This is a genomic window from Salinactinospora qingdaonensis, assembly GCF_039539445.1.
Classification (GTDB): Bacteria; Actinomycetota; Actinomycetes; order Streptosporangiales; family Streptosporangiaceae; genus Salinactinospora; species Salinactinospora qingdaonensis.
In genome coordinates, this window is the sequence record NZ_BAABDD010000047.1 from 1 (window position 1) to 15,741 (window position 15,741).

Below are 15,741 nucleotides of genomic sequence, written 5' to 3' on the forward strand. Positions count from 1 at the left end.
GCTGGCTGCGCCAGTCCTCATGCTCGACGACGAAGGCCGCCATGTCCTGGGCGTCGGCCTTGAGCGTGTGCCAGCGCGCCAGCAGAGGCCGGATCGCCGCGGCGAAGTCCACCAGCGCCTGGCCCGCCGTGGTGGCCGCCGTCTCGACCTCGTCGCCGGCGGTAGCCACCGGATCGATCGCGGCCAGCAAAGTGTCGGCCTCCGGAGCGTGATAAACCTCGGCCAACCCCGCCCAGGAGGCCGCGATATCGTGGCCCGCCTGGCCGATGTCGGCCCCGTCGACCTTGAGCGCCTGGCCCGCCGCCTCGATCGCATCCGGGTCCACCGCCGGAATCACGATCTTACTCGGATCGATCACACCGTCGCTCACGCGGCAACCTCTCGCTGTGGGGGGTCTTCACCGACCGCACATCACCTTAGAGTCACCGTGTGACAGCGAAACGCCACTATGGGTCCTATTGCGGGCTCCGAGGTGTTTCCCGTGGCCGTGTGGGCGGGATCGTTGCAGCGCACGGTACGAACAGTGGCTGTGTGGCATGCACAACACTGACCGACAACGGCCACCGGGGGTCCGTGAGCGACACGATCAGTTCCGACCGGCCTCCGACTTCTCGAAGCTTTTCTACAGTTTCGGCGTGAAGCTGTTCAAATCCCTCTAAGGTGGGATTTCAGCCTGTGTGGTTGGCTCGCCCTGGCGCGGGCCCGAGAGCGGTCACCCTGCGGCCGGCACCTCAGCCTCACTTCCCTCATTACCTACCGGATGGTCGAAAAATTCATTGAATGTCTCACCTTCACGGTGGCTTGAGGGGGGCCTGTCGCTTCCGGAAGTACGAAGAGAGCTATGAAAGCCGACGAAACCGCGTTCCAGCAGATGGTCGAGGGCACCAAACAGTTCCAGGTCCCGTTGTATCAGCGCACCTATAGCTGGCAGCGTGACGAGCTTCAGCGGTTGTGGAGTGACCTGCAGGAACAGATTGAAATTCTCAGCGATGCGGCGGACGGTTCCACGCAGCATACGTCACCGGAGCACTTTATCGGTTCGGTGGTGCTCGCCCCGGGGCCGGCGTCGAACAGCAAACTTCCTTGCTGGTTGCTCGTCGACGGTCAGCAGCGGCTCACCTCCCTAATGATCGCGCTTGCCGCCGTTCGGGACGCGGTGGCCGCTTTGGAGGAGGAACCTGAGGAATCCGAACGCATTCACGAGACCTACCTCGTCAACAAGTACAAGAAGAAGCTTGACCGGTACCGGCTGTTGCCCACCCAAGCCGACCGCGCCGCCTTCACCGCCGTCATCGACCGGGAGCGCAGCGCCGGCGGTAGCGACAACATCGGTCAGTCCTACACTTTCTTCCGGCAGCGCATGGTGGACTTCGATCTTTCGGATCTGCTGCGAGTCGAGGAGGTCGTCAGCAGCCGTCTGACACTCGTCGAGATCACCACCGACCAGGGAGACAACGTCTTCCGCATTTTCGAGTCGCTCAACAACACCGGTAAGGGCCTCAGCCAAACTGACCTGCTGCGCAACTATGTCTTCATGCTGTTGCCCAATCTTGGGGAGGAGGTCTACGAGGGTGTTTGGCTGCCCATGCAAGAAGAGCTGGGGCCAGAGAACCTGGAACTACTCGGCTGGCTGGATCTCGTGCTGCGCGGTGACGACCGGGCCAAACAGAGCGACGTTTACCGTGATCAGCAGCGCCGGCTGGAGAAAGTCCATCGAAACGCCGGTCCGCGTAGCGAGGAAGCCATCCGTGATGAGCTGATGGAGCTGCGTCGCCTCGGTCAACTGCTGCTGCGGGTGGTCGAGCCGGATAACGAGTCCGATGAGGAGCTTCGGGCCGTGCTCATCCGACTCCAGGAGTGGGGAAACACCATCTACCAGCCGCTAGCGTTGCACCTGCTGCGGCTGCGTGACGCGGCTGGAGCCACCAGTGAGGAGGTTGCCCAAGCCCTCACCTACGTTGAGAGCTTCCTGGTTAGGCGCATGATCGCCGGCGTGATGAGCCAGGGGCTCAACCGGACCTTCAACGCCGCCCCTACCGAACTCGAAACCGATCGTCCGGCGGCGGAGGCGGTTCACCGTTATTTCTCACACGAGCGCCGCAGGTGGCCCTCGGACCGCGTTTTGGCGGAAGCCGTCCATGAACGCAACTTCTACTGGTCAGGCCGAGCCAATCAGCGGATGTACGTGCTGCAACGCCTCGAACAGAGCTACAACGATCCAGAGCCGATCGACTTCACCGCGGCCAAGCTCACCATCGAACACATCATGCCCAAAACGCTCACTCCCGAATGGCGCGATGTGCTCAGGCGGCAGACCAGCAGCGACGAGACGCCCGAAGAGCTGCACGCTCGACTACTGCATACCCTTGGCAACCTCACTCTGACAGCACAGAACGCGCAACTCTCCAACCATTTGTTCCGACGTAAGCAGGAGATCCTCGACGCCAGCGCGCTGCGGATGAACCGTGAGATCGCCAGAAGCGACGAGTGGGGGCGTGAAGCGGTCGAGAATCGTGCCGAGCGCCTCACCAAACAGGCGATCCGGTTGTGGCCGGCACCGCTGCCGGGCGGTGCGGAGTTGGAGGATGAACGCTACGCCTGGCAGCTTCTGCGCCGCACGCTCGCCGCACTGCCGGCGGGCAACTGGACCAGCTACGGCGATCTTGCCCGGCTGGTGGGGAGCCGGTCCAACAAGGTCGGTGGCTATCTCAGCAGCCGCCCCGGCATGCTCAACGCCCACCGCGTTCTCACCTCGGAAGGCGAAATCTCGTCGAGCTTCCAATGGCCCGACGAGCGTGAGGAAACCCCCCGTGAAGTACTGGAAAAGGAGGGCGTGTGTTTCCAGGGATCCAACGCTTCTCTGGAGCAGCGTCTTGATGCCCAAGCGCTGGCTGGTCTCGTCGGTTTGGAGTCAGGATCGAACGAGGAGGACATTAGCCCAGAGGAGCGCCGTCGACGCAGCTTCCGAGCTCAGCTTGCCCAGCACCAGTCCGAACTCGTGTTTGACACGGTGCAAGGGCTCTTCGGCCAGTGGCGTGGGAACGGTGGGGACTTCGGATACGGCACCGCGAACGAGACCAGTTGCACGCTCCAAGTGGATTTGGGGGAGCGTCCGCTGGTATTTCTCCGGTTCTACCCACGATCGGGCAACCTGGAAGTGAACTTCCAGCAGCTCGGTAAGCGTTCACCGTTCGACGAACTCGCGCTACGCCGAGAACTGTTGGCCCGGCTCAATCAGCTTCCCGATATCGACATCCCCGAGACCAAGGTCAACCTGCGCCCCTCGTTCCCGATGGAGCTGTTGCCCAAGGTCGCTCCCGACTTGGGTGGTGTCCTCGACTGGTTCCTGGACCAAGCCCGGAGCGCTCTCTGAGTTCGCCGTTGGGTGGGGCGCCCAAGGCGCCTCTAAGAGTTCATCTCATTCGGCGGGTCTGCGGTGACAGATCAGTGTGCGGGCGATTGCGGTGAAGGGCGGCAAGCATATGCTTGCCTCGTGGCGATCACGCGCGGTGGGGGCGGGCTGGTTCGTCACGTTCGTAGGCGGCGGCCAGGTGGTCCCGTAGTCGCGCGTGGCGGAACTGGTAGATCGGGCCGACGGCGCGCAGCAGCCCCAGCCGGTGGGCGTCGTCCAGGAAGGACATGAGGCGAAGCGGTGTCCGTTCGCTCCACGCCAGTCGGCAGACCGTCCCCAGATAGGCCGGCCACGCGCGGTGTCGGCCGAACAGGATCGCGAGCACGCTGCCGAGCGTGGCGCCGAGCGCGGCCGCCCGTAGCACCTCGTCCAGAGAGCCGGCCATGAGTCCGCTCGCGCCAGCGCCCACGCTCGCGCCCGCGAGCCCGAGCGCGGTGATCCGCACGAGGTTCAGCCGGCGATCCGCCCGGTAGCTCGCCGTGGGGGTGTTCGCCCTGCTCTCCGGCGCCGGGGTTTCGATCCACTTGATCAGCCCGACCGCGAGTCCGAACAGAGGGCCGACGACCAGCCCGATCGTCAGCCCCGCCGCGAGTCCGGTCACCAGCCCGCCCGAGCCTCCCGTCATGAGCCCGAGCACGGTCGTGCCCGTGACGCCGCCCAGCGCCCCGCTCACGAGTCCGAGCGTGAGGACGTTGCGCGCGGCCAGCCGCAGGAGCAGGTGCCCGCGCCCGGCGAGCCGCAGGTCGGCGACCGCCGGAGGTTCCCGCGTCCACGCGGGGAACTCGCTCACCACCAGAATCATGCCGAAGGTGCCGAGCCCGCCGCCGAACACGAGGCTGGTCCCGAGGCCGGCGTCGGTCCCGAGCGCGAGTACGATCGCGGACCCGATCAGCAGTCCCGCCACGGTTCCGCAGAGCAGGCCGGTGCCGGCGGGTGGGACGTGGCGGGCGAGGTGCCACCAGGCGAAGTCGTGGCTTTCGCGTGGCCGCTCGCTGAGGTGGGGCTGGTTGAGACGGTGGGCGAGGTGGCCCAGCCAGCGGCCCGCTTGGGCGGGGTCATGGCGGCGGCGGGGACGGAAGGGTTCGGCGGTGCCGGAGTCGTGAGGTCGAGTGGCGATGAGCGCGGGAAGCACGTGTTCCATGAGGTGGCTGTCTACCGCCGCTGACGTGGGAAAGCGGTGAGAGTCCAGCAGCGGGGCCGGATCAGCGCCGGTGTCGACGTAGACGGCGCGCAGCAGCCACAGCCCCAGCGGAGTGGCGCAGACCTGCCGCAGCGCCGCGGCGGCGGGGGAGGCGGCAGCGGTCATCTCGTGCAGGATCCGTTCCCATCCCGGCCCCGGGGAGGTGGGCAGGCATGTTCTCAGGTAGGCCACAGCGGTCTTGGGGGTGAGCAGTTCGGGGACGAGGACCGTGGCCGCGGTGAGCGTGTGGCCGGCCTGGGACACGGCCTGGGCGAAGTCGCGGGTGCGGCTGGTCAGGATGAGCGAGTCCTCGCCCAGGGAGTGGTTCAGCGCCGTCAGCGCCGCCGCGCGGCTGTGTTCGGAGAGTTCGTCCAAGCCGTCCAGGACGGGCAGCAGGTAGCCACGGCCGGCCAGTTTCGCGGTGGCGTGCGGACCCAGCGCTGTGGCGCGCAACGCGGGATAGTCCCGGTCCAGGCGTAGCGCCAGCCAGTCCTGGACGCGGGGAGACTCGTCGGGATCCCAGTCGGCCGCCGACAGCAGCACCGGAACCGGTTCGCCTGCCTCTCGCGTGGCGAGCAGGCGCAGCACCAGTTGCACCGCCAGGGTGGTCTTTCCGGTGCCGGGGCCGCCCATCAGGACCAGCCGTCGCCTTTCCGAGGCGCGGAACCTCTCGACCAGGGAGGCGGCGTCGAACACGGTTCCTTCGGGAGGCGTCGTCGCCGAGTCGGTCAGCAGGGTGGAGCGTTCGGTGAGGCGCCACCGCACCGGCATGGGGTGGGGGTCGTACAACGAGCGCAGCCGAGCTTCCTCTCGCCACTGTTCGAGTGCCAGCCCCGCCAGCACGTCCGCGGCCGCGGAGACCTCGGTGGAGGTGGGCGCCTTCTCGGCCCGGGATGAGCGTAGCCACCGCCACAGCCCGAGCCCCAGGGGGATGACCGCCAGCACCAACCCGACCAGCCCCGCTGCGCTTCCGGTGGTGGCCAGGTCCCCCGTCAGCAGCCACACGGCGGCGACGAGCGCGAGCGAGCCCGCCAACCCCAGGAGCCCCGCCACAGCGGCGACAGTGCGCCACCACGCCCCGTCTCCACTCGCCATAGGTGCCATCCTGAACGCTCGTGAGCACTCCCCGTAACCACTGAGACCGAAACGTGACCGGGCGTGCGGGGTGTCCGGCTCTCCTCGGCCGATCCCAATGCGGAGGTCGTGTGGTGACGGGGCTGGGGTGAGGTGGTCATGATCGCCACGAGGATGGCCGCTCGGCGATTTTCGCGGCCGAGGATCGCTGAGCAGCCATCCTCGGCATGATCATGGGGGACGGTGTTCAGTCGGTGACGCGGCGGCGGAGGATTTCGTTGGTCAGGGCGTGGGTGACGTCGTCGGTGTCGCCGAGGTGGCCCACGTGGCCGGTGCGTTCGCGTACCTGGGCGCGGATCGTGGCGATCACGGGCTCACTGAGCAGCACCTCGGCCAGTGGGGAGGCCGTCAGGGCCGCGTGCCAGCGGCGCAGCCCCTCCAGCCGTTCGCCGGCCACCGCCTCCCTGGTGAGATGGAACAGCGCGTCCAGCGTGGCCTGCTCGTCCTCGCCGAACAGGTCGACCTCCAGGACGAGTTCGGGGCCGGCGTCGTCGTCGCTCAGGTGGTAGGCCCGCCACACTCGACCGTTGGTCAGCAGCAGCCACTCCACCCCTTCTTCGGCCGCGTTCGTGCGCGCTGGGCGCAGGCTCCGGGCGTCGACGTCTTGCCCGCACCGTTTGACCTCCAGGAAGGCGAACAGTTCGCCGCGGATACGCAGCCCGTAGTCGATCGACTCGCCCTGAGTGCGATACTCCGTGGTCAGAGCGTCATACTTGTTGTACCCCAGACCTTCGCTGAGGAAATCGGCCACCCACATGCGGGTGTCACCCTCGTTGGCGTCGCGTTCCAGCAGGTCGTTCAGTGGGGCGGTGAAGCGGTCAACGGCGGCGGCCAGCCGGTAGCGCGCGTCGGCCTCCCATTGCGGCGTGGGGCCGGTGTCGCTCGTGGCGTCCTCGGCAACCTCGAATTCTCCGGTCCTGGTCAGTACCTGAGTCTCGTCGGGGTCCATGAGTGGGGAGAGTTCCATTCCGTATGTGAAGAGATATGTCCGGTGCCGAACGGTGCCCTTTCTCGGGCACGGGGAGGGTTCGGGGCTTATCGTCCCACGCCCGCATGGCCGGGAAAACTCGATCACCGACCGCTTCCGGCCCCGCGCCGCCGGACCGGAAGCGGCCACCGCGCGGTTAGTCCTGCCAGGTGATCATGGCCTGGAAGACCGTATAGGCGACGACGCCGTTGGGCGTCAGTCCTTTGCTGCGCTGGAATTGCAGGATGGCTCCGCGGGTGTTGGGGCCGTAGATGCCGTCGACCGCCAAGTCGTGGCCGTAGCCGCCGTTGAGCCCGCTCTGTACCGCTTTGACCTGGGGGCCCAGCGAGCCCGGGCCGACGCCGATCCGGTGGGCCAGCTCCGACCACGTCGGGGAGTCGAGTCGGCCGCTCTCAGGCAGGTCGTGGGCGATCTGGTAGTTCCTGATCGCGGCCACCAGCTCGTAGTCCATAACCCCGGCGGGGCGGGCGCCCGTGTAGAAGCCCGCTGCTTGCAGCAGGAATTCCACCATGGTCACCCGCCAGCCGGTGTCGCCGTGGGACAGTACCGGCCAGGGGCGGGGTGGTCGTTCGGTCTCGACGCTGTCGGAGGGTGGGGAGCCGCCGGCCAGCGCGCCGGGGGCGGCAGTGAGGCCGGACACGCAGGCGAGGGCGATGGTGGCGAGGAGGGCGGCAGGGGCGCGTGTCCCGAGCTTGGGCATGCTGGTCCTTTCACTGTGCCATCTATTGATCACTTTCTGTGTTCATATGCATGCTACCTGTGAAGAGATTGCTTTGACCTGGCGATATGGGAGGGCCCGGTTGTCCTCGGGCGGGAGTGGACGTGCCTTCTCCCACTGAGGTGCTCCACCATGGCGGGGAGCGCGAAAACGGTCAGGGGAGCGGCGAGAAAGCCTCTGAAGGTGCGGGCGTCCTAGCGTGGCCAACCGCACCGCCCCCGGTCACGGTGGGCCGGGGGCGGGAAGGGAGCGGTGCTAGCCGCCGGCCGGTGCGGGGGTGTAGTCGACCGGCAAGGTGCGCACCCCGTTGCCGACGACAGAGGGGACGGCGGTGAGTTCGGAGCCGGAGACGCTCAGGCTCAGGTCGGGGAAGCGCTCGAACAGCGCCGACAGCGCCACCTCGACCTCCAGTCGGGCTAGCGGCGCACCCAGGCAGTAGTGCGGGCCGTGGCTGAACGCCAGGTTGCGCGCCTGCTCGCGGGTGATGTCGAACCGGTCGGCGTCGGGCCCGTGCTGCTCGGGGTCACGGCCCGCTGCGGTGTAGCACATCAGCACCGGCTCGCCGGCGCCGATGCGCACGCCTTCGAGTTCGACGTCCTCGATGGCGTAGCGGAACGGCAGGTTGGCGATCGAGGTGTCCCAGCGCAGCGTCTCCTCTACCGCGCTGCTCCAGGGGTGGCTGCCCGCCCGCAGCAGCGCGAGCTGGTCGGGGTGCTCCAGGAGGGCGCGCACCGCGTTGGTGAGCAGGTTCATGGTGGTTTCGTGGCCGGCCCCGATCATCAGGATGAGGGTCCACACCAACTCCGACTCGGTGAGCCGGTCGCCGTCGGCGTCGTGGGCGGCGATGAGGTCGCTGGCCATATCGTCGCCGGGCCGCTGACGCTTGGCCGCCACCAGCTCGCTTAAGAAGGTCTGGAGCGCTTGATGGGTCGCTGCGGCCTCCTCGGGGGTGATGGATTGGTCGAACACCTTCTCGCACAGGTGGTGCAGCGTGTCCCGGCCCTCTTCGGGCACTCCGAACAGCTCGCAGATGACCGTCATGGGCAGTGCGAACCCGAGGTGTTCCTTCAGGTCCACCCCACGGCCGTCGAGGGCGGCCATGCTCTCCAGAAGCGAGGCGGTGATCTCGGCGATGCGGGGGCGCAGCTCGGCCACCCGCCGTGCGGTGAACGCCTGGGAGACCAGGCCGCGCAGCCGGGTGTGCGCTTCACCGTCGGCCACGAGCATGTTGTCGACGGCGACCCAGGAGATCAGCGGCCAGTCGGCCGGGATGCGGCCCTCCCGGAACGCCGTCCAGTTGCTGGGGTGCTTGGCGAAGCGGGGGTCACCGAGTACCCGTAGCAGCGTGTCATGCCGGGTTAGCGCCCACGCACCAACCTCACCAGGGAGCTCCACAGCGACGACCCGGCCGCGCGCTCGGAGCGCGGACGCTTGTTCGTGGACATCGTCGTAGGGGGAGAGGACGATTCCGTTGTCTGCCATACCGGCTCACTTTCTTCAAGCGGGGGGTGCGCGGTGAATTCGACGGGCAGGGTCTCCAGGGCGCGGGCGAACAGCGACGACCGCCAGCTCAGGTCCTCCGCGGGCACCGTCAGGCGCAGTCCGCCCAGCCGGTTGATGACCGCGGTGATGCCGATCGCGCTGATTTGGTGGGCCAGATCTTGGGCGGGGCAGCGGTGCGGCCCGGCGCCGAAGCTGACGTGGGCCCGGTTGCCGCTGACCGCGAGCTGGTCGCCGTACTTTTCCACGATCGACTGGTTCGCCGCCGCCAGGCCAAAACCCACGGCGGCGCCCGCGGGGACGGTGACCTCGCCGAGTTGAACGTCGGCGCGCGGGTAGACGAAGGGGTAGTTGGCCATGGGGGTGTCCAGCCACAGCACCCGGTCGATGGCGTCTTCCACCGGTAGCCGTGAGCTGGTGAGGTCGGCGCCGAACTCCCGATCGGTCAGCAGCAGCCGCATGGCGTTGCCGATCAGGTTGCAGGTGGGTTCGTTGCCCGCCCCGATGATGATCACCAGTTGGTGCAGCAGTTCTTCGTCTGAGAGGTCGGCACGGTGCTCCATGAGCCAACTGGGGATGTCACTGCCGGGCTCGCGCCGTTTCAGTGCGATGAGGTCGCCCATGTAGCGCTCGAAGTCGGCGTTGGCGCGTTCGGCGTCAGCACCGTCCCAGATACCGGTCAGCGCTGCCATGAGCCGGTAGCCCTCCTGGTCGCCAAGGCCGAACAGCCGGTTGAACACCAGTAGCGGTAGCAGCCGCGCGTAGTCGCTGACCAGGTCGGCCCGACCGCTGGCTGAGAAGCGATCGATGAGGCCGTTGGCGAGGGCGCGGATGTCGCGGCCCAGCCGCTGCTGGTCGATACGGTCCAGGCTTTCGGATACCGCTCGGCGTAGCCGGATGTGCTCCTCGCCGTCGGCGAAGAGCAGGTTGGGACGCCACATCATCATCGGCAGCAGCCCGGAGGAGTCGGGCACGTGACCCTCAGCCCAGTCCTTCCACAGTCGGGAGTCATGTGACCAGGTGACGGGGTCGCGCGAGATCGCGACGAGGGTGGTGTAGTCCACCACCAGCCACCCTGGAACCCCGGGCTCCAGCATTACCGGCGCGACTTTCTCGTAGTTGCGGCGCAGGTGAGCATAGATCTGGGAGGGGTCGCGCTCAAACTCCTCGCCGTAGAGTGGCGTGGCGTGTTTGATGGGACAGCGATCCTGCGGAGAAGAGCCGTCGTTCACGTCGTTCATGGGGGAGGTAGCTCCACACGGGGGATTTGTCGAACGTCGGGAAGCCCCTGACTCTGACAGGGGAAGGACCGTGGATACGCAGAGGTGACCGAATGTGGTCATGCTTTTTTGAGCGGTTCCATTGTCCAGAGCCAAATTTTCGCATAGACATCGACGCGATCACTGCCGTCCGTGTTTGGGACATTACCCATCGCCGCCCTCGTGGGGCGGGGCGACCGGTGCGTGAGGGGGCAGGTGTACTGGGGAAAGTCGTGTTGGCTCCCTGCCGTCGCCGCGCGACCTCCCCGCAACCTTTCCGGCGGGGAGAACAAGCGAAGTTCGGTTAGCTTGGCACGAGGCCAACCGAAAAAGCCAATCCCGCGCAGATGCTACGCATCGTCGACAGCGCGGGGCGTTCAGCAGGGGGCGGCCACCGGTTCACGCGGCAGCGCGACTCTGGACCGGGCTGCGCCTTGCCGTAGCTGTGGATCTGGAGGGTTCTCGACGATGAGGCAACGTAGGCTCGGTAACCAGCTCATGGTCGCTGAGCAGGGACTCGGGTGCATGGGCATGTCGTTTGGCTATGGCGGCCGGGACGACGCCGAGTCCACGCGCACGATCGAGCGGGCCCTGGAGCTGGGGGTCACTTTTCTCGACACCGCCGACATGTACGGTCCCTGGAGCAATGAGGAGCTGGTCGGCTCGGCCATCCGGGGTCGTCGCGACGAGGTCGTCCTGGCCACCAAGTTCGGCCAAGAGATCGACGACGATGGCGCGCTGACCGGGCGGGTCAACGGCCGTCCCGACTACCTGCGGCAGGCCCTCGACGGGTCGCTGCGCCGACTCGGGGTTGACCATATCGACCTCTACTACCAGCACCGTGTCGACCCCGACGTGCCCATTGAAGAGACCTGGGGAGCCCTCGCCGAGGCCGTCAAAGCGGGTAAAGTCGCCTACCTGGGGATCTCTGAGGCCGCCCCGGAGACGATCCGCCGCGCCCACGCCGAGCATCCGATCGCGGCGGTGCAGACCGAGTACTCGCTGTTCACCCGCGACGTGGAGGACAACGACGTCCTCGCCACGGTCCGCGAACTCGGCATCGGCTTCGTGGCCTACAGCCCGCTCGGTCGGGGCTTCCTCTCCGGTGCGATCCGCACGCCTGAGGAGTTGCCCGAAGGCGACTCGCGGCGCAACTCTCCCCGTTTCCAAGGCGAGAACTTCCAGCGCAACCTTGAGGTGGTCGACGAGGTCCGTGCTCTGGCCCGAGCCAAGGGCGTCACCGCCTCCCAGTTGGCTCTGGCCTGGGTGCTGGCCCAAGGCGAGGACATCGTCGCTATCCCCGGTACGAAACGCCGCTCCTACCTGGAGGAAAACGTCGCCGCATCCCAGATCGAGCTGACGCCCGCCGAATTGGCGGCCATCGAGCGCGTCGCTCCGCTCGGTGTGGCTGCCGGGCAGCGCTACGCCGAACGCCAGATGCGCAAGGTGCACCGTTGAGTGCAGCCGAACGGGTGGCCGCACCCGCGCAGGTGCGGCCACCGCTGTTCTCTTGTGGCGCGCGTGGTTAGTCGCCTCCGGTGACCAGGGCCCGGAAGGTGATGGGGCCGACGATCCCGTCAACGCCGATCCCTACTTTGTACTGGAAGTTGCGTACAGCGCTCTCCGTGCGGGGACCGTAGATGCCGTCGACGATGATGTTGTAGTAGTAGCCTTCGCGCAGCGCGCTCTGCACCGCCCGCACCTTCTGAGTCCGACTGCCCCTGCCCACCTGGCCGTAGGTGTCACGCATGTCGTTCCAGGTTTCGGCGTCGATCTTGCCGGTGACCGGCAGCTTGTAGGCCTTTTGGAACTTCTTGGCCGCCTTGACCAGATCCTCGGTGAACACTCCCTTGGGGCGGGCGTGCGGGTAGTAGCCGTAGTCATTGAGCAGGTACTCCGCGAACTTCACCTGGAAGTTCTCGTCTCCCTTCTCTAGGACCGGCCACTTGCGGGCCTCGATCTCGGCCACGATCGAGGCCGGCGTGTTGGGGCCGTCGGCCAGGGCAGCGGGGGCACCCGTCAGGCCTGCGGTTATACTCAGCGTAGCTGCGGCAAGGATGGTGGCGGGCTTGTTGACCCTTGGCATGCGAAACTACCTCTCCTTGGGTGATTGGATCGCTACTAAGAGTAATTAAACATGAGGCGGTGCAGGTTGCCCGCCAGGAACACACGGGGTGGCCACAACAGCACCGGTTCGTCCCGGTCGATCCTGGCGCGCCACACTCCCACGCTGCCGGTCAGCAGGTTTTCGCCCAGGAACACTCCCAGCCCCGCACTGCTGTCGTGGCGGGTTCGGCCCGCAACGGCTGTGCTATAGCGCCGGTGGTGTGCTCGCGGGTGAAGCGAGCCAGCCGCACGGCGATCGCGTCTTGCACCGGCCGAGGCGCCGCACCGGTGTAGCCGTTGTTGATGATCGCGAAGACCAACTCCTCACCGTTGGCTGCCTCGACATAGCCCGACAGGGCGCTCACACCGGTCAGTGTCCCGGTCTTGGCGACCACATTGCCCTGGGCGGGGGTGGCGCGCATGCGGCTGCGCAGCGTGCCCCCCACCATGCGGTCGGCGGCACCGGCCACCGGCAGTGCCCGTCGCCATGTCGCGAACCAGGGCTCGTTACGCACCGCCAGCAACAGATCGGCCACCGAAGCGGCGCTCACCCGGTTGGCTCGTGTCAGGCCGGAACCGTCGCGCAGCCGCAGGCCGTCGGTGCTCGCGCCGATCCGCCGCAGTGCCGTGGCGATCTCGGGCAACCCGGTCGTCCAACTGCCCACTCCCGAGACTTCTCGCCCGATGGCCTTCGTCAGGATCTCGGCATGGCCGTTGTTGCTCAGCTTCATCATCGGCACCAGCAGCTCGCCCAGTGGCATCGACGCGCGCCGCGCCAGTTCGACAGTCCCGGGCGGGGCGGTACCGCGGACGGGGTCCCCGCCCACTTCCACCCCCGCTCGTTGCAGCGCCGCGGCGAACACATCGGCGGCATACCCCGCTGGCTCGTGCACGGTGCGCAGCCGCTCCACTGGTGCGCCTCCCGTGGGCAGTTGGCCGCTGACCGTGACGGTGTTGCCGCCGAGCCGGCGCGCGATGTCGAGCGTGCTCTGCGTTCCGGGCCCGCCGGTAACAGCCGTATCGGCGCGTACCGTGACGTAGTCGGTGCGTGGCCACAGCCGTACCCCCAGTGGTTCGCCCTTGGCGCCGCCGGGAGTGACGCTCACGCCCACCACCCCGGTGTCATAGTCGGGGTTGGCGGCCACGGTCAGCGCCGAGATCTGTGCCGCGTAGTAGTACTGCTGGTCCTCGGCTTGCCACCGGTGGCCCAGCCGCTGGCCGTCGAACCAGGTATCGTCGGCTACCACCGCCCCGGCGACCTTGCTGACCCCGCTCGCGGCGACGTCTTCGGCGAGCTCTGCATAGGCGCTGGCCCTCAGCGTCGGATCGCCGGTGCCGGTGAGGTACAGGTCGCCTGGCACGACCCCGTCCGCGGTGACCGTGCCAGCGCTGACCGAAGTGGTGAAACGGTAGTCGGCCCCCAGCACGTCCATAGCCGCCGCCGAGGTCAGCAGCTTGGTGGTGGAGGCCGGCAGTAGCGCGGTGCGCGGTGCGTGCTCGTAGAGGACGTCCCCTTCGGTGCGGCTGCGCACGACCACTCCGGACCGCGTGTGCGCCAACGTGGGATCGGCCAGGAGTCTCCGCAGATCCGCGCGCAGGTCAGCCACCCCAAGGGGGCTTGGCACCGCCACCGCACCCAGCGGGCATAGCAGCACGAACGCGCTGGTCAGCACGGCAAGGGGGAGCAGGCGCGAGATCACGAAGCGCTGCGGCGGGGGACCGGTTGGCATGACAACCCCTCTCACATAAGAGCATCGGTGTGCGGGGAACGGGTTTAGTACGCGCTAGCGGGGCGCTACGGTGCAGAGACGATCGTTCGCGTCGCGCGCTGACCACGAGTCACGCTCTTGGGGTGCCCGCGCACTGCTGATGCCGCGTGCCGACGGCAGCCAGGCGAGTTGACGACATGCAGATCCGCGATATGTACGCTCTGTAATGAGTGTTGAGCCAAGAGTAACTGTCGGGGGGATTGTTGCTATGGCGAAAAGCGGGTGTGGCGCGAGCATCAGCCCAATCAGTCGACGATCGTTGAGGGAGCGAGGCTCACCGTGACTGACGACCAACCCGATACCGCCCCCACCTGCCCATTGGAGGCCAACGCCGTGCCCATCCACGGCAGCGGCCCCAATGTCGACCGCCACGCGCTATGGGAGCAACTGCGTTCCCGGTTCGGCCAAGTGGCACCTGTACGTCTCTCATCGGACCTGGCCGTGTGGCTCGTCCTCGGTTACGAAGAGAACCTGGAGGTCATGCGCGACTGGAGTACCTATTCCCGTGACACCCGCCTGTGGAAGGACATCCGCGAGGGGCGCCGGCAGCTCAACGGGGAACTTCGCCCCACCATGTCCTACCGCGCCAGCGCCCTCTACGCCGACGGTGCTGAGCATGCCCGGCTCATAGCCCCCATCAACGACGCCTTGGCCAGACTTTCCGAGACGCGCATCCACGACGACATCGTCGAGACCAGCGACCTCCTCATCGACGCTTTCTGCGCCGCTGGCCGCGCCGACCTGATCGGCGACTACGCTGCGCTGCTCCCCGCGTTGCTCATGAACCGTTTCTTCGGATTGGCCGACACCTACGGGTATGCGCTGAGCCACCTATCCAAGACGATGTGGAACCCCGATCCCGCCCTGGCCTCCGATGCCGCCACGCAGATGGGCAACTACTTCCTCGGTCTGGTCCAGCGAAAGAAGGCCGAACCCGGCGCCGACCTGACGAGTTGGATGATCGAACACGAGACCGGCATGACCGATTCCGAACTCGTCGACCAGCTCATCCTGCTCTCCGGTGCCGGCCACGAGCCCACGACGAACCTCCTCGGCAACGTGCTGTGGACCCTGCTGGTCGACTCGGAGGTCGCCCGCGAGTACTCCAGCGGCGGTGTGCTGCTGGAGGAGATCATCAACCACGTCGTCTGGACCGAGCCGCCCGTTCAGGCGCTAGCGGGCCGTTTCCCCACTCGGGACGTCACCCTGGCCCACACCCGCATCGGAGCCGGGGAGCCACTGGTGATGGGCTTCGCCGCCGCCCACGCCGACCCGCGGTTGGCGGGCGCCAGCGATAGCCACGCCGCCGGCTCGTCGCTGCCGGCCGGCCACAACAGCGCTCACCTCATCTGGGGCGCCGGCGAACACCGCTGCCCCGCCCGCTCGCTGGCGATGCAGATCGTCTCGGTTGGCGTCAACCGGCTGCTCGACCGCATCCACAACCTCCAGTTGGGGGTGCCGCCCGCGGAGCTTCGCTGGCGCGAAGAGATTTTCATGCGGGCCCTGGCCGAACTGCCGGTGACCTTCACCCCCGTGGCTGCCCCCGAACGGAGCCGTTTTCCCGTCGCCCTCACCCCCTCGACAGCGGCCAGCGACGACACCGCTGATGAGCCGAGCGACCTCCTCAGCCGCGTCCTGCGGTGGTGGCGGGCGCGAGCCAGTTCGTAACCGGCGG

10 protein-coding genes and 1 pseudogene are annotated in these 15,741 nt (G+C 67.3%); 3 read left to right on the forward strand and 8 right to left on the reverse strand.

Annotated elements, in window-relative coordinates:
- A pseudogene (locus tag ABD848_RS23850) lies at positions 1 to 370 on the reverse strand (hypothetical protein); the annotation flags it as partial.
- Positions 371 to 841: 471 nt separating this feature from the next.
- On the opposite strand from ABD848_RS23850, the gene ABD848_RS23855 reads away from it, so the two are divergent.
- Positions 842 to 3,373, forward strand: coding sequence for a GmrSD restriction endonuclease domain-containing protein (locus ABD848_RS23855; protein ID WP_344977069.1), 2,532 nt, complete (start codon positions 842 to 844; stop codon positions 3,371 to 3,373).
- Positions 3,374 to 3,500: 127 nt separating this feature from the next.
- Here the strand turns inward: ABD848_RS23855 and ABD848_RS23860 are convergent, their stop codons facing one another.
- The 5 genes from ABD848_RS23860 to ABD848_RS23880 all read right to left on the reverse strand — a co-directional run bounded on the left by ABD848_RS23860 (position 3,501) and on the right by ABD848_RS23880 (position 10,173).
- Entirely contained in the window at positions 3,501 to 5,687 is a 2,187-nt protein-coding gene (locus tag ABD848_RS23860; RefSeq protein ID WP_344977072.1) for an NACHT domain-containing protein, read from the reverse strand.
- 226 nt (positions 5,688 to 5,913) lie between these two features.
- The gene (locus ABD848_RS23865; protein ID WP_344977128.1) at positions 5,914 to 6,675 is read right to left on the reverse strand and encodes a hypothetical protein; all 762 of its coding nucleotides are present in this window, start codon (positions 6,673 to 6,675) and stop codon (positions 5,914 to 5,916) included.
- A 175-nt stretch (positions 6,676 to 6,850) separates the two neighbouring features.
- On the reverse strand, positions 6,851 to 7,414 hold the full coding sequence (locus ABD848_RS23870; RefSeq protein WP_344977075.1) for a peptidoglycan-binding domain-containing protein: 564 nt from the start codon (positions 7,412 to 7,414) through the stop codon (positions 6,851 to 6,853).
- Positions 7,415 to 7,687: 273 nt separating this feature from the next.
- Positions 7,688 to 8,827: a cytochrome P450 family protein gene (locus tag ABD848_RS23875; RefSeq protein ID WP_344977131.1), complete on the reverse strand. Its 1,140-nt coding sequence runs from the start codon at positions 8,825 to 8,827 to the stop codon at positions 7,688 to 7,690.
- The gene (locus ABD848_RS23880; protein ID WP_344977078.1) at positions 8,791 to 10,173 is read right to left on the reverse strand and encodes a cytochrome P450; all 1,383 of its coding nucleotides are present in this window, start codon (positions 10,171 to 10,173) and stop codon (positions 8,791 to 8,793) included. The genes ABD848_RS23875 and ABD848_RS23880 overlap by 37 nt, the downstream gene beginning before the upstream one ends.
- A gap of 486 nt (positions 10,174 to 10,659) precedes the next feature.
- Between ABD848_RS23880 and ABD848_RS23885 the strand changes: the two genes are divergently transcribed.
- A complete protein-coding gene (locus ABD848_RS23885) occupies positions 10,660 to 11,649 on the forward strand; it encodes an aldo/keto reductase (RefSeq protein WP_344977081.1) in 990 nt (329 codons plus the stop codon).
- A gap of 67 nt (positions 11,650 to 11,716) precedes the next feature.
- On the opposite strand, the gene ABD848_RS23890 is transcribed toward ABD848_RS23885, so the two are convergent.
- A complete protein-coding gene (locus tag ABD848_RS23890; protein WP_344977084.1) occupies positions 11,717 to 12,277 on the reverse strand; it encodes a peptidoglycan-binding domain-containing protein in 561 nt (186 codons plus the stop codon).
- A 151-nt stretch (positions 12,278 to 12,428) separates the two neighbouring features.
- Positions 12,429 to 14,027 (reverse strand): D-alanyl-D-alanine carboxypeptidase/D-alanyl-D-alanine endopeptidase, encoded by a 1,599-nt coding sequence (gene dacB / locus ABD848_RS23895; RefSeq protein WP_344977087.1) that lies wholly within the window; start codon positions 14,025 to 14,027, stop codon positions 12,429 to 12,431.
- 318 nt (positions 14,028 to 14,345) lie between these two features.
- On the opposite strand from dacB, the gene ABD848_RS23900 reads away from it, so the two are divergent.
- A complete protein-coding gene (locus ABD848_RS23900) occupies positions 14,346 to 15,734 on the forward strand; it encodes a cytochrome P450 family protein (protein ID WP_344977090.1) in 1,389 nt (462 codons plus the stop codon).
- Positions 15,735 to 15,741: the final 7 nt, after the last annotated feature.

What these genes read in the sequence shown, in the direction of transcription:
- ABD848_RS23870 (WP_344977075.1), bottom strand. Translation starts at nt 7,414, where the DNA reads ATGCCCAAGCTCGGGACACGCGCCCCTGCCGCCCTCCTCGCCACCATC.
- dacB (WP_344977087.1), bottom strand. Translation starts at nt 14,027, where the DNA reads ATGCCAACCGGTCCCCCGCCGCAGCGCTTCGTGATCTCGCGCCTGCTC.
- ABD848_RS23865 (WP_344977128.1), bottom strand. Translation starts at nt 6,675, where the DNA reads ATGGACCCCGACGAGACTCAGGTACTGACCAGGACCGGAGAATTCGAG.
- ABD848_RS23855 (WP_344977069.1), top strand. Translation starts at nt 842, where the DNA reads ATGAAAGCCGACGAAACCGCGTTCCAGCAGATGGTCGAGGGCACCAAA.
- ABD848_RS23860 (WP_344977072.1), bottom strand. Translation starts at nt 5,687, where the DNA reads ATGGCGAGTGGAGACGGGGCGTGGTGGCGCACTGTCGCCGCTGTGGCG.
- ABD848_RS23880 (WP_344977078.1), bottom strand. Translation starts at nt 10,173, where the DNA reads ATGAACGACGTGAACGACGGCTCTTCTCCGCAGGATCGCTGTCCCATC.
- ABD848_RS23885 (WP_344977081.1), top strand. Translation starts at nt 10,660, where the DNA reads ATGAGGCAACGTAGGCTCGGTAACCAGCTCATGGTCGCTGAGCAGGGA.
- ABD848_RS23890 (WP_344977084.1), bottom strand. Translation starts at nt 12,277, where the DNA reads ATGCCAAGGGTCAACAAGCCCGCCACCATCCTTGCCGCAGCTACGCTG.